The sequence below is a fragment of the Corynebacterium sp. genome, assembly GCF_030532715.1.
GTDB lineage: Bacteria > Actinomycetota > Actinomycetes > Mycobacteriales > Mycobacteriaceae > Corynebacterium.
In genome coordinates, this window is sequence record NZ_JAUNKO010000003.1 from 215,812 (window position 1) to 229,279 (window position 13,468).

Here is a 13,468-nt window from a genome sequence, read left to right on the forward strand (position 1 = left end):
CTATCCTAGCGCTGTCTACCCTGGGTGGAAACGTTGGGACCGATTGGAGAAAGCTGGCATGGCAGGATCAAAATGGTGGGCGGCAACGATCGTCGTAGCGGTGCTCGGTGTAGGCTCGGTCGCCGGGTACGCCGGATTTAAAGCCGCCGAACAAAAAGCGATCGACCACGACCCGCCAGTGGCGATCCCCGTCGTACAACAAGTGGTGCAGAAGGCCGACAATACCGGGGAGCAACCCACCGACTTAGACGCGCTGTTGGCGGATCCCGCTCTGGGGAATTTCGTGGGGCGCATCACCAACGCCTCCACCGGGGAAACCGTGTGGAGCAAGGAAGACAATGCCCCGGCCCGGCCGGCGTCCACTATGAAAGTGCTTACCGCGGCGGCCGCGTTGCTGAAATTGCCGCACGACCACAAAGTGACCACCAAACTCGTGCAACAAAACGATCAGACCGTGGTGATTCAGGGCGGCGGGGATGTGCAGCTCGATGAGGAAGACCTAGACAAACTCGCGGAAGCCGCGGGCAAGGCGGACCAGGTGTTGGTGGATACCAGCGCGTGGAAATGGGAACCCATGCACCCCTCCTGGGACCCCGCGGACATTGGGGAAGGGTTTATCGCCCCCATGGAGCCGGTGATGCTGGAGCAAAGCCCGCGTTCGGCGACGCCGGGGCTGGACGTGGCCAAGGCGGTGGCGGACCGGATCGGGGCGACGAGCTTCGGGTACACCACCGAATCTGACGGGAAGGAACTCACAAGCATCGATTCCAAACCATTGTTCGACCGGCTGCACCACATGATGCTGGAAAGCGACAACGTGGTGGCCGAGGCAATCGGCCGCGAAGTAGCCCTCGCCGTGGATAGTTCCGGCGGCACCACCCCGCCGGAGGCTGTGACCAAGGTACTCAAAGAGCACGGCATCGACTTAAGCGGGGCGAAGGTGGAGGATTGCTCCGGGTTGTCCACGGATAACCTGCTCACCGCCAAAATCCTCGACAATATTATGGTGAAGGCCGTTACTAGCGACCAGTTGCGGGACCTGCTGTACACGCTGCCGGTTGCCGGCGGAACCGGGACGTTGAAAACCCGCTTCAACGATACGGACGGTGAGGGCTGGGTGCGGGCGAAAACGGGGACGTTGACGGACACGTCGTCGTTAGCCGGAACCGTTACCTCCAAAGAAGGCGTGGTGTACACGTTTGCGCTGATCTCCAACGAATCGGACGTCCTCGCCGCCCGCGCCGCGCTCGACGCCCTGACTACCGCCCTGCGATGACCGCCCCGTTTTGGCCGCGCGTCAGCCCCGCGTTTTTGCGGGTGCGCGTCGCCGTCCGTGAATTCGCCGCAGGCCCCGTCATCGTTGGTGTCTCCGGCGGGCCCGATTCACTCGCGCTTATCGCCGCCGCCCGCGCGGAGGGGGTAGCCGCCCACGCCGTCATCGTCGATCATGCCCTGCAACCACACAGCGCCGACGTGGCTGCCCGTGCCGCTGAATGTGTGCACCGCTGCGGAGCCTCCGCCACCATCGTGCGTATCGACGTCCCGACTACCGGCGAATCCATCGAAGCCGCCGCCCGCCGCGCTCGCTACGAGGCGTTGGAACAGGCAGCCGCAGGGCGCGACATCTGGGTGGGGCACACCATGGACGATCAAGCCGAAACGCTGCTCCTTGGCGCGCTGCGCGGGCGGGCCACCGGCATGCAGCCCCGTCGCGGCGCTATTGTCCGCCCGTTATTGCAGGTCCGGCGTGCCGATACCATCGCCGCTTGCGACGAACTCGGATTCGATTATTGGCGTGATCCGCACAACGAAGACACCCGATTCCGCAGAGTGGCCGTGCGTACCCAGGTCCTGCCGTTGCTTAGCGATATCCTCGGCGGTGATTGCGTTCCCGCCCTCGCCCAGGCCGGCGCGGACGTTGCCGGCGCCCACGCCTACCTGCGCGACGGAATTCAGGTTGGGGACACCCTTGACATAGCGGAGCTGGAAGTCCATCCGGCGCGCCGCCGCCAAATCATCGCGACGTGGTTGCAGCACCATAACGCGCAGGTCACCGGTGCTACCATCTCCGCTATCGAACGTTTGGTCACCCATTGGCATGGTCAAGGTGAGGTGTTAGTTGGTGCACAAGGCTTGGCTGTTCGGCGAAGAGGTGGCATTCTTTCAGTGTCTCATTCAACGCGTGACCGCTGATTTCCTGAAGGGTGCCACACCACACCATGCACGACGCAAAAGACTTCAACGTACCCACCGAGCGTTACGGTAACGACATCGAATCAGTGCTGATCAGTGAGCAAGAACTGAAGCAGCGCATCCAGGAACTCGCAGACCGAGTATCCGAACACTACCGCGACGAACCAGACGACCTCATTTTGGTGTGCGTGCTCAAAGGCGCAGTGTTCTTTATCACCGACTTCGCGCGGGCGTTGAGCATTCCCAGCCAGATGGAATTCATGGCAGTGTCCTCCTACGGCAACTCCTGCACTTCCTCCGGCGTGGTGCGCATCCTCAAAGACCTCGACCGCGACATCCGTGGCAAAAACATCCTGATCGTGGAAGACATCATTGACTCCGGCTTAACCCTGTCGTGGTTGGTGAAGAACCTCCGCCACCGCGGGCCGAAATCCCTCGAAGTCGTTGCCTTGCTGCGCAAACCCGAAGCCGTGAAAACCAAAGTGGAACTCTTTGATATCGGCTTCGACATTCCCAACGAATTCGTTATTGGCTATGGCCTCGACTATGCCGAACGCTACCGTGACCTGCCGTTCGTGGGCACACTTCACCCACGGGTATACGTTGGCGAATAACCTGTTGATCGCCCGCGTTAACGCTTCCTTCTGTTAGCGCGCGGGCGCAGTAACACTCCTGGCAGCGGCGGGGCCGGGATGCGTTTCCCCGCGCCGGGGTATCCCGCAACGTTGCCGAAGCGAACAGCCCGGGCAGCGGGGTCTTCCCAATCGGCGCGCTGTTGGGCAACCTCAGCGTGATCCGTTCCAACGAAATTCCAGAACATCACCACTGATTCGCCGAAGGGCTCGCCGCCAAGGATAATGCAGCGCGTATCTGCCCCGAGGTTCGTTATCTGAAGGTGCTCCAAGCCAGCATCTGCGTACCACAGGTTGCCCGGCTCCACTCTCTCGCCGTTTACCTCAAGCGGCTCCGTGTCGGCTAACACCGCGTACTCAAGCGTCGAATCCAGTGGAAGCGCAACATTTTCGCTCTTTGGTAGTCGGATCTCCGCACCAAGTGCGCGTTTCGGGGCGTCTACCGGCGAGGACGGCGCACCATGCAATGATCCGAGAAAGAGCAGCACGGTCGCGGCACCGATGCACACCGGCTCGGGGGCATAGTGCTGCAGCCGACGAGCGAGGCCGCGCTGCGCCTTCGGATACGCCAGCCAAAGCTGGACACCATGGATCCACTCCGATTGTGATACTTCGGTGTGGGCGATCCCGTCGCCGGCAGTCATCATGTTGAGTTCGCCCGGTAAGACTTGGGCATGATTCCCCGCCGTATCATCGTGGCGAATTTCCCCGGAAAATAACCAGGAAACAGTAGCAAGGCCGGTATGTGGGTGGGGAGGAACATCCATTGGGGTGTTCGTTGGACCGTAATGATCGCAAAAAATCCACGGGCCTACGGTCGTGCGCTCCCGATGGGGCAGCGTGCGGCGAACTTCAATCGCGCGAATACCGCCAAGCGGCACGGGGCGAGCTTCAAGGATGGGCATCGTAGCTCCTAGGTACTGTACGTTGCTAGCTACAACATCGCGCCAAATGCCTACATTCCCGGCTTGGCGCTCCGCGGTGTGATAAACAGTGTGGCCACGAAAGTGATCGCGGCGAGGCTAGCGCCAAGGATAAACGCGGTGGATGCGCCGGCAGCGGCGGCGACATCGTGAGCAGCCCCGTCGCTTGTTGCGATATTGCCGGCGATGGTCATGGTGGCCACTAATGCAGCCGTCCCTGCCGCGGCACCAAGCTGTTGCAGGGTATTGAGGATCGCGGAGCCGTGGCCATACAGCGGCTGCGGGAGGGTAGAGAGGCCGTCAGTCATGAGCGGAGTCATAATGAAGGCAAAGCTCAGGGTAGACAGCATGTGTAACCCCAACACCGCGGCCAGTGGAGTGCCCGTGCCGAGTAACGATAGGCCGATTTGTCCGGTGACCAAACCGATCGTGCCAGGGATGGCCAGCGGCCGCGGTCCGAAACGGTCATACAGTCTGCCGACCCAGGGGCTTGCCAGCCCTTGCAACAAACCCCCAGGGAGTAGCAGCAACCCGGTGGTGAGCGCGGAAGCACCGAGGGCATTTTGCACGAAGAACGGCAACACCACCGCAGTGCCTAACAACACACCCATGCCCAGAAAACACACCAGAACGGATATGCGGAATGCGGGGAAGGTAAACGGCTGCAAATTTAACAACGCCCGATGTTGCCTGCCCAACACGATTTGCCGGTAGGTAAAAGCCGCCACGAACATGATGCCGAGGGCAAGAACGGTGGGCGGAACTGGGTTGTGGTGTTCCACGGCGTCGGCAAGCTGGGACAGGCCGTATACAATCCCGCCGAACCCCAGTGCGGAAAGTGGAATGGACACTACATCCAATTTGGTGGCTTCCCCGCTGGACACGTTGCGGATAAAACGCACACCAACAACGAGGCACACGAGAATGATTGGCAAGATAAACCAAAACAGCCAGTGCCAGCTGAACCGGCTGAGGATGATGCCGGACACCGTCGGCCCGAGCGCAGGAGCCACCGAAATCACCACGCCGATCAGGCCCATGGTGGCGCCGCGCCGCTCCGGAGGAACGATGGTGAGCGCCACTGTCATTAGGAGCGGAATGATAATCGCCGTGCCAATCGCTTGAATCGCACGTGCGATGAGTAGCACGAGGAACGTAGGTGCGAGTGCGGCGATGGTGGTGCCAACCATAAACAGCGCCAGCGCCGCTACGAAAATCACGCGGGTGGAAAATCGCTGCAACAAGTATCCCGTCATGGGGATCACGATCGCCATCACCAGCAGGAAACCGGTGGCAAGCCATTGTACGGTGGCGGCGGGAACCCCGAAATCCGCGGAAATCGTCGGTAGTGCTACACCGAGCAGCGTTTCGTTGAGGATCATGATCATGGTGGAGACCACGAGGATCCACAACAAGAGCTTTTGGGTCAATGGAATCAAGGTAGCGGCGGCTTTCTCTTTAGGCTCGTGTTGTTACAGTGAAGTGATCAGAGTCTAGTCCCACAGCCTCCAGCCTTAAAACCAGCAGCCCACAATGCAGCCCACAATGCAAGTACCGTGCTGCACGGTGTGTGAAGGAACGAAGTAGGCTTGAAACGCGTTACGTAAAGTAAATGATGCGTGTGTTAAGTAGAAAGGCCCCCGAGCGGCAGCCCTATGGATAACAAGAAATTGCTGAAGTACGGCGGTATCGCTGCCGTGGTCCTTATGACCCTGTTCGCAATTACTGTGCTTACTGATGATTCGCGGAGTTTCCTGCGCGTGGATACTTCCGTTGCTATTCAGCAGCTGGAGATCAAAAACGTAGAGGAAGCTAAGATCGAGGATCGCGAACAGCGGCTTCGATTAAAGCTGAAAAAGGAAATTACGGTCGATGAGCGCGACGGTGTCAAAGAGATCATCGCGGATTATCCTGCGCGCACCGCCCCCGTTATTTTCGATAAGGTCGCCGCTGCCGGCGCCACCAAGTACACCACCTCGGTGACGCGGGAGGGGTTCTTCTATACGCTGATCACCACCATGCTGCCCATCCTTATTATTTTCGGGCTCATGATGTGGGTGTTCAGCCGTATTCAGGGTGGCGGCATGAGCATGTTTGGGTTCGGAGGTTCGCGTGCCAAGGAACTCACCAAGGACATGCCCACGAATACATTTGCGGATGTCGCGGGCGCGGACGAAGCCGTCGATGAGTTGCACGAAATCAAGGATTTCTTGCAAGATCCAGCTCGCTACGAAGCTCTCGGGGCGAAGATCCCGCGCGGCGTGTTGCTGTACGGACCTCCTGGCACCGGTAAAACGTTGCTTGCGCGCGCTGTCGCGGGCGAGGCGGGCGTGCCGTTCTATTCGATTTCCGGTTCGGATTTCGTGGAAATGTTCGTCGGTGTTGGCGCTTCCCGTGTGCGTGATTTGTTTAAACAGGCGAAGGAAAACAGCCCGTGCATTATCTTCGTGGACGAGATTGACGCGGTCGGCCGCCAGCGTGGCTCCGGGATGGGCGGCGGCCACGATGAGCGTGAGCAGACCCTGAACCAGTTGCTTGTGGAAATGGATGGTTTCGGCGACCGCCAAGGCGTGATTTTGATTGCGGCCACCAACCGTCCCGATATCCTCGACCAGGCGTTGTTGCGCCCGGGCCGGTTCGACCGCCAGATTCCGGTGTCGAACCCGGATTTGAAGGGGCGGGAGCAGATCCTGGAGGTCCACGCCAAGGGTAAGCCGTTTGCCAAGGACGCTGATTTGCACGCGTTGGCGAAGCGCACCGCGGGCATGTCCGGTGCAGATTTGGCGAACGTGCTGAATGAGGCCGCGTTGCTTACCGCACGTATTGGCGGCACGGTGATTACGGCGGATGCGCTCGAAGAGGCGACGGACCGGGTGATCGGCGGCCCGCGCCGTAGCAGCAAGGTAATTTCGGAGAAGGAAAAGAAGGTTACCGCCTACCATGAGGGCGGGCATACCCTTGCCGCGTGGGCGATGAAAGACATTGAGCGCGTGTACAAGGTGACTATCCTTGCTCGTGGCCGCACCGGTGGTTTCGCCATGACTGCGGACGAAGACGATAAGGGCATGTACAACCGCGCGGAGTTGTTTGCTCGCATTGTGTTCGCCATGGGCGGTCGCGCGGCGGAGGAACTGGTGTTTGGCGAGCCGACGACCGGTGCTTCCAACGACATTGAGCAGGCCACCAAGATTGCCCGCGCCATGGTGACGGAATACGGTATGTCGCCGAGCATCGGCACCGTGAAATACGGTGAGGAGCAAGGTAGCCCGTTTGGGCATATGCCGGGCATGGGCGAGCGCATCGAGTACTCCCAGACGGTCGCGGCATCGATCGATGACCAGGTCCGCCACGTGGTCACCCTCGCGCACCAAGAGGCGTACGACATCCTGCGCGCGAACCGCGACGTGCTGGATAAACTCGCCGAAAAGTTGCTCGAAAAGGAAACCTTACGACGCCCCGACCTTGAGGCTCTGTTTGAAGGCATCGAGCGGCGCGAACGCTTGGAAGTGTTCCCTGGTGAGAATGAATGGTTCCCCGGCCAGAAGGACCGCGAGCCGGTGAAAACTCCCACGGAGTTGGCCATTGAACGCGGTGAGGAACCGCCCAAGAAGTTCAGCATCTTGGAGGCCAGCAAGGCCGCCCGCGAAAAGCGCCAAGCGGAATTAGCGCAGCGAAATCAGACTCAACAGCATCCGCGCGTTCCGATCGGTCCGGCGTTGCCGCCGCAGCACCCCAACGCCGAGGGCGGTCAACCACAGCAGCCGCCACAGCAGCGGACCTACGGTGGCAGCCAGCCGCCGTCGGATTGGGTGGTGCCCGGATGGCCACCCGCTCACGGCGCGCATCCGCAGCAACCTCAGCACCCACAGCAACCGGAGGGCCGTCACCCCGGTTCTCTGGGGTCCTACCAGCCAGCTCCGCAGCATCCCCAGCAACCTCCACAGGCGCAGCAGCCGGAGGGGGAGATTGGGTTCCGGCTGCCGGAAAACGAGCAACCGGAACACCCTGAGACTCCCGAACGGAAAGACGAGAAGTAAATGGTCGAAGCTAGTTTTGACCAAGCACGCGCCGAGGCCGCAGTGCGGGAATTGCTCTTTGCGGTCGGGGAGGACCCGGACCGGGAGGGGTTGAAAGAAACCCCGGCGCGGGTGGCGCGGGCTTATGCAGAGATGTTCGCGGGCTTGCGTTGCGACCCCGCCGAGGTGCTCCACAAGACGTTTTCGGAGAATCATCAGGAGCTTGTCCTCGTCCGCGATATACCTATTTATTCCACGTGTGAGCACCACCTCGTGCCGTTTTACGGCAAGGCACATATCGGTTATATTCCGGGCCCTTCTGGCCAGGTGACTGGGTTGTCCAAGCTGGCCCGTCTGGTGGATTTGTTTGCCAAACGTCCGCAGGTGCAGGAGCGGTTAACTTCCCAGGTTGCGGACGCGCTGGTGGATAAGCTCGGTGCCCAAGCGGTGATCGTGGTGATTGAGTGCGAGCACTTGTGCATGGCGATGCGCGGCATTCGGAAACCGGGCACCACCACGACCACGTCGGCGGTGCGTGGAGGGTTTCAACGGAACGCCGCGTCCCGCGCCGAGGTGTTGAGTTTGATTCGGGGGGCATGATGCGCTGCCGGGTGATGGGGATTCTCAATGTCACGGCCGATTCGTTTTCGGATGGCGGCCGGTGGCTAGATCCGGAAGTTGCGGTGGCGCACGCCCGCGAGATGATGGTCCAGGGCGCAGATTTGATTGATGTGGGCGGGGAATCCACCCGCCCGGGCGCGGTCCGGGTGCCGGCAGAGCTGGAGCAGCAGCGCGTGGTGCCGGTGATTCGGGCGTTGGCGGCGGAGGGTATCCCTACCAGCGTGGATACTATGCGGGCGAGCGTGGCGGAGGCAGCAGTGGCGGCCGGCGCCGAAATGATCAATGACGTTTCCGGTGGCCTCGCCGACCCGGACATGCTGCGCGTGATGGCGGATGCGCAGGTTGCGGCGTGTTTGATGCACTGGTCTACGGAGCGTTTTGGGGATGCGGCCGGCAGCGCCCACCAGGGCAGTGATGTGGTGGCGGATGTGATGGCCCACCTGGCGGAGTTGGTGGGGCGCGCGGTGGGGGCGGGCGTCGATAAGCTGGTGCTGGATCCGGGGCTGGGTTTTGCGAAAACACCTGCGGATAACTGGGCGCTACTCCGGGCGTTGCCGAACATTGTTGCGATGGGGTACCCGGTGTTGGTGGGGGCGTCGCGCAAACGCTTTCTCGATGGTTCGGATGCGGCAACTGCCGCGGTGAGTGCGCTGGCGGCCCAAGCGGGAGCGTGGGGTGTGCGCGTGCATGAAATTCCCGCGAACCGTGCGGCCGTGGACGTCGCGTGGAAGTGGGGTGGTGGCGGTGGCTGACCGTATCACGCTGACGGGCCTCGAGGCGTACGGCTACCACGGGGTGTTGCCGCACGAGCGGCGCGATGGACAATTGTTTGTCGTGGATGTCACGTGCTGGGTGCGGTTTCCGGAGACCGATGACCTCGCTGGCACGGTGAATTACGCCGAGATTGCGGATATCGCCGTGGGCGTGGTGACGGGCCCGCCGCGTGATTTGATCGAAACTGTGGCCGCGGAAATCGCGGATACGGTGCGGGAGCGGTGGTCGGTGTTCGCCGTGGAGGTGACGGTGCATAAGCCGCAGGCGCCGATCCCGCACACGTTTGCAGACGTCTCGGTGACCGCGAGGAGAAGCTAATGCGCGCTGTGCTTTCTATAGGGTCGAACCTGGGCGAACGCGCGGACTATCTCCGCGGGGTGGTCGCCGGTTTTGGCGAGGAGGTGGTGGCTGTGTCCCCGCTGTATTCCACGCCGCCGTGGGGTGGGGTTGTTCAGGAGGATTTCCTCAACGCCGTGCTCGTGTTGGAAACCGCTCGTACACCCTTGCAATTGTTGCGCGCGGGCCAGGCGCTCGAGGCAGCCGCTTGTCGACGCCGCGACACCCGCTGGGGTCCCCGCACCCTCGACGTGGACGTGATCACCTGCGTGGTGGATGGTTCGGAGGTGCGTATGGATTCGGAGGAGTTGATGCTGCCGCATCCGCGGGCCGCGGAGCGCGCGTTTGTGTTAGTGCCGTGGCTTGCGGTGGAGCCGGATGCCGTGTTGGGTGGATACTCAGTGGCGGACTTCGTTGCCGCCGTGGATACCGCCGGGATCACCATGGTGGCTAAGGAGTGGGTATGACACAGACACGCGTGTCGCATCTTTTTGCCGTCGGTTTTTTTGTGGCCGGTGTGGCCGGAATCTTAACGTGGCGCTTTTACGATGAGCTGTTTGCTATCCCCGTCACAGTGTCTATAACCCTTTGGCTTATGACGATTCTTTGCGTGGTGTTGGCATGGAAGATTCGCGGCCACATTCAGGGGGGCACAATTGGTTTTGGCAGCACTCAATTGGACCCTTTACGTGCGGCGATGTGGTTTGCCATTGGGCGTGCCTCGGCGTGGACTGGCGCGGTGGTTGGTGGCGCTTATTTCGGTCTTGCTAGCTATGTGGTTCCGAACGCGGGGCAGCTGTTGGCGGCCAGTGAGGACCTCACCGGCGTCTTAGCTAGCCTTTTGGGTGGCATAAGTTTATCTGCAGCCGGCGTGTATTTGGAACGCGCCTGTACTCTTCCACCTCCCACAGATGCGGAATCCATTGGCTAAAGTTGGTACCCATGAGCACCAGAGACGTACCAGGGACCAAGCCGAAGCGGGGAATCGACCTCGGCCAAATACTCATGGGCGCAATGGTGGCCTTAGCCCTTCTCACAGGTGTGATTGGGCTATTTTCGGGCAGCGCTAATGCCCTGAAACTGGCCATGCTTATCGCATTGTGGGCTTGTGTCGTCGCAGGATTCCTTGTTGCAACCAAACGCAAACAATATGATGAAGACCTATTAAAAAACCAGCGCAGCCTCGATGCCGATCGGCTGAGAGCGCAGCAAGATTATCAGCGTCAGCTCAATGAGCAGCGCGATGAAACCCTCGACAATATCCGCACTCAATTGGACGCAATGCGTAATCAATTGGAGGAATTGTCGGGCGCAATGTTGGCGTACGAGCCAGCGGCGTTAAAGGCGGAAGCGCGCAGGTTGTCTGCAATTGAGCTGGAGAGTTCTCAGGGTGGCGCGAGTTTGTCCAAAGAAGCCGAGGCGCTCATTCCGGTGGTTCCGGAACCGGTGGAAGTGGACGTGGAGGACTCGTTTATTAGCGAACCATTGGCCAAAAAGCCGGAATATTTGGCGCAACCTTTTGCGAAGCCGGCCGCTGGCCCAACAGTCACCTCGGGCGCTACGGCAGCGCCGCGGTTCAACTCGGGGGCGTTTTCTTCCACCCGTTGGGATGCGGGTGGCATAGAAAAGAACACCCCGCAGCCGGAGGCGCGGCACGCGACGGAATCCCCGTTCCGTCCGGAGCCGGGGGCCCAGGCTCGCCCGCAACCGCAGGCCCCGCGAGTGCAGCAGGTGCGCCCCGATATGCGCACGCAGGCGCCGCAGGCACCGAAGCCGAAGCCCCAGCCGCAACCGGCTGCCGCTGCCGTACCCACTGAAGACGATTCATTGTTGCGTTCGAGGCGCCGTTCGGCCTTTTGGCCGGAGCCGGAAAAGCCGAGCCCGCGCCCTGCTCCCGCCGCGCCGAAACCGCAGCCGAAGCCCGAGCCGGCCCGCCCGGCGGCGGCCACGCATCGCAGCGCACCCCCAGAGCCACCGAAGCGGCCCGCGCCGGAACCGGTGGTGCAGCCGGTGTCGCACGCGGCGGCGCAACCCCGCGCTCGCGGTGGTCGCAGGCGGCGTGATGAACATCAGCAGGGCGTGTCCGTGGCGGATTTGTTGAAGAACCTGAAACAATGACGCATCACCCGCCGCGAATGCGCATCCTTGTCCTTGGTTCCGACCGTGAATTGGAGGCGCGCTTGTGGGAGGCGGGTCACCGGGTGACGCACGCTCGGGAGGATGCACGCGAGGTGGACATGGTGCTCATCGCCGAGTCCACCGACACTGCTGTGTTCGATGCGGTGGCTACGCTGCCTCAATTGCGCGGGAAAATACTTGCTCATACGTGCCCGGGCCTGCCGCCGGTGCCGGCTCCGGGCGTGGTCAGCGTGGCGTTTTCGCGTATTCATCCCCGGGCGGACGTGTGGGCAATCGCGGTGAGCGATGAGCTGGGCGCCACCCTCTGCGAACTCTTGTTCCGGGAACTACACTACCTTTTCGTGGGCGCTGAATACCGCGATCGCCTAGCTGCCGCCTATCAGGCGTTGCTGCAGGTCGCTGAGCTGCCCGAAGATGTTTTGTTGTCCCTGGTTCGGAGTATCCAACAATGACTTTTACCCCGCGCAGCGCAACGGTTTTCAGCGAGGTCGCTTCTGTGCGGCCCGTGGTGCGCGCCTTCCGTAAGCTTGGCAAACCCGTGGTCCTTGTCCCCGTCGACGGGGGTGTCGACGCCGCCGATTTGTACCGCTTGCGCCAAGCCCAACGCGTACCCGGTGCGCTCACTGTCGTGTCGCTGCGTGAGGTTGCTGCGGCTGCGGAGTTGCGGGAGTCGGGCGCGGACGTGGTGCTGGCGCTTGATGAGCCTACGTTCTACCCGCACGGGAGCCGCACCCTGGTCGGGGCGGATTCAGCGGCGCTGTCCCATGGGTTGACCTCGTTGCTGAAGCTGATCAATATCACCGCGCCCACCGACGTTTTCTTAAGCGAAAAAGATTACGAATTTTTGCGGGCCGCGCAACACATGGTCACTGACTTTAATTTGGATGTTCGCCTGCATGCAGTGCCCATTGTGCGGGAGCCGGACGGCCTCGCAGTGGATGCGCGTAATCGAGAGCTCAGCCCTGCGGGTAGGGAAGCGGCGCTTGCGCTTTCCGCGGCGCTCGCCGCCGGCGCTCATGCGGCACACGCGGGTGCGGACGCAGTGCTTGCTGCGGCCCGAGCGGTACTCGCTGCTGCCCCCGAAGTGCAAGTCGAATCTCTGCACGTTTCAGGGAGTGGCCCTGAGGATGCTCGGCTGCATATCAGTGCGGTGGTGGAGGGGATTACGCTCACGGATCACGCCGGCATTCTGGTGGGCGTGAGTAAATCGTCGCTCGGGGAGCAGGCTGGCGTCTAGCGCTAACGCTGCCGCTGGTATCCGGGCTGTTTGCACCCCCGCATGGGTTAAGCTTTGTGGGCTGGCGCTTCGTTGGGCCCAGCTGAGAGTACTCGGCGTTTCCATCGGACTAAAAGGTGAACGCAAAATACATGTTTTGGGTAGGGTGATGAATGTGCATTTGACGCGGTTTTCTGACCTCGGCATGAGGTTGGTAATGCGGTTAGGTATCGCGGACGAAGAGGAACGCCTCACGGTGTCCAAATTGGCTGCCGATATCCAGGCGTCAGAGGCACATGTGGCAAAAATCGTGGCGCGATTAGTGGAGTTGGGCGTGGCTCGGAGCGTGCGCGGCCGTATCGGCGGCGTCTATATTTGCGACGAGGCGTACCCCATGGGTGTCGGCGATCTCATTCGCAAGCTCGAAGGCGACGAAGAGCTGGTGGATTGCATATCCGAACGCCCGTGCCCATTTGTCCGTTACGACTGTTTGCTGCGCTACAAACTCGCCGATGCGAAGGAAGCGTTTTACCGGTCCTTAAATTCGATCACCCTCGAGGACCTGCTGACGGATGCTCGCGCGCGTTACCCTGTTGAATTTGTACTCAAGGAGTAGAC

Annotated in this window: 15 protein-coding genes; 13 read left to right on the forward strand and 2 right to left on the reverse strand. The window is 61.3% G+C overall.

Features of this window, described 5'->3' with window-relative positions:
- Positions 1-58 precede the first annotated feature (58 nt).
- Genes dacB through hpt form a run of 3 tightly spaced genes read left to right on the forward strand, consistent with a single transcriptional unit; the run spans position 59 to position 2,807 of the window.
- A complete protein-coding gene (dacB, locus tag Q4D83_RS06210; protein WP_303173921.1) occupies positions 59-1,276 on the forward strand; it encodes a D-alanyl-D-alanine carboxypeptidase/D-alanyl-D-alanine-endopeptidase in 1,218 nt (405 codons plus the stop codon).
- Entirely contained in the window at positions 1,273-2,193 is a 921-nt protein-coding gene (tilS, locus tag Q4D83_RS06215) for a tRNA lysidine(34) synthetase TilS (protein ID WP_303173924.1), read from the forward strand. Before dacB ends, tilS begins: the two co-directional genes overlap by 4 nt.
- Before the next feature lie 26 nt (positions 2,194-2,219).
- Positions 2,220-2,807, forward strand: coding sequence for a hypoxanthine phosphoribosyltransferase (hpt, locus tag Q4D83_RS06220; protein WP_303173927.1), 588 nt, complete (start codon positions 2,220-2,222; stop codon positions 2,805-2,807).
- A gap of 17 nt (positions 2,808-2,824) precedes the next feature.
- Here the strand turns inward: hpt and Q4D83_RS06225 are convergent, their stop codons facing one another.
- Positions 2,825-3,730: a pirin family protein gene (locus Q4D83_RS06225; RefSeq protein ID WP_303173929.1), complete on the reverse strand. Its 906-nt coding sequence runs from the start codon at positions 3,728-3,730 to the stop codon at positions 2,825-2,827.
- 50 nt (positions 3,731-3,780) lie between these two features.
- Complete coding sequence (locus Q4D83_RS06230) at positions 3,781-5,178, reverse strand: DHA2 family efflux MFS transporter permease subunit (protein ID WP_303173931.1); 1,398 nt, start codon at positions 5,176-5,178, stop codon at positions 3,781-3,783.
- Between the two features lie 225 nt (positions 5,179-5,403).
- Between Q4D83_RS06230 and ftsH the strand changes: the two genes are divergently transcribed.
- From ftsH to Q4D83_RS06280, 10 genes are all read left to right on the forward strand, one after another.
- A complete protein-coding gene (gene ftsH, locus Q4D83_RS06235) occupies positions 5,404-7,785 on the forward strand; it encodes an ATP-dependent zinc metalloprotease FtsH (RefSeq protein ID WP_303173934.1) in 2,382 nt (793 codons plus the stop codon).
- Positions 7,786-8,364, forward strand: coding sequence for a GTP cyclohydrolase I FolE (gene folE, locus Q4D83_RS06240; protein WP_303173937.1), 579 nt, complete (start codon positions 7,786-7,788; stop codon positions 8,362-8,364). It begins immediately after the preceding gene.
- A 14-nt stretch (positions 8,365-8,378) separates the two neighbouring features.
- A complete protein-coding gene (gene folP, locus Q4D83_RS06245; protein ID WP_303173939.1) occupies positions 8,379-9,137 on the forward strand; it encodes a dihydropteroate synthase in 759 nt (252 codons plus the stop codon).
- The gene (gene folB, locus Q4D83_RS06250) at positions 9,130-9,477 is read left to right on the forward strand and encodes a dihydroneopterin aldolase (RefSeq protein ID WP_303173941.1); all 348 of its coding nucleotides are present in this window, start codon (positions 9,130-9,132) and stop codon (positions 9,475-9,477) included. The genes folP and folB overlap by 8 nt, the downstream gene beginning before the upstream one ends.
- Complete coding sequence (folK, locus tag Q4D83_RS06255; protein WP_303173943.1) at positions 9,477-9,962, forward strand: 2-amino-4-hydroxy-6-hydroxymethyldihydropteridine diphosphokinase; 486 nt, start codon at positions 9,477-9,479, stop codon at positions 9,960-9,962. Before folB ends, folK begins: the two co-directional genes overlap by 1 nt.
- Entirely contained in the window at positions 9,959-10,426 is a 468-nt protein-coding gene (locus Q4D83_RS06260; RefSeq protein WP_303173945.1) for a DUF3180 domain-containing protein, read from the forward strand. Before folK ends, Q4D83_RS06260 begins: the two co-directional genes overlap by 4 nt.
- Positions 10,427-10,437: 11 nt before the next feature.
- Positions 10,438-11,613: a DUF6779 domain-containing protein gene (locus tag Q4D83_RS06265; RefSeq protein WP_303173947.1), complete on the forward strand. Its 1,176-nt coding sequence runs from the start codon at positions 10,438-10,440 to the stop codon at positions 11,611-11,613.
- Positions 11,610-12,086, forward strand: coding sequence for a hypothetical protein (locus Q4D83_RS06270; RefSeq protein WP_303173949.1), 477 nt, complete (start codon positions 11,610-11,612; stop codon positions 12,084-12,086). Before Q4D83_RS06265 ends, Q4D83_RS06270 begins: the two co-directional genes overlap by 4 nt.
- Positions 12,083-12,871, forward strand: a complete 789-nt coding sequence (locus tag Q4D83_RS06275; RefSeq protein ID WP_303173950.1) for a pantoate--beta-alanine ligase — start codon at positions 12,083-12,085, stop codon at positions 12,869-12,871. Before Q4D83_RS06270 ends, Q4D83_RS06275 begins: the two co-directional genes overlap by 4 nt.
- Before the next feature lie 148 nt (positions 12,872-13,019).
- Positions 13,020-13,466 carry an Rrf2 family transcriptional regulator gene (locus Q4D83_RS06280; protein WP_303173953.1) on the forward strand — a complete coding sequence of 149 codons (447 nt, stop codon included), beginning with the start codon at positions 13,020-13,022 and terminating at the stop codon, positions 13,464-13,466.
- Positions 13,467-13,468: the final 2 nt, after the last annotated feature.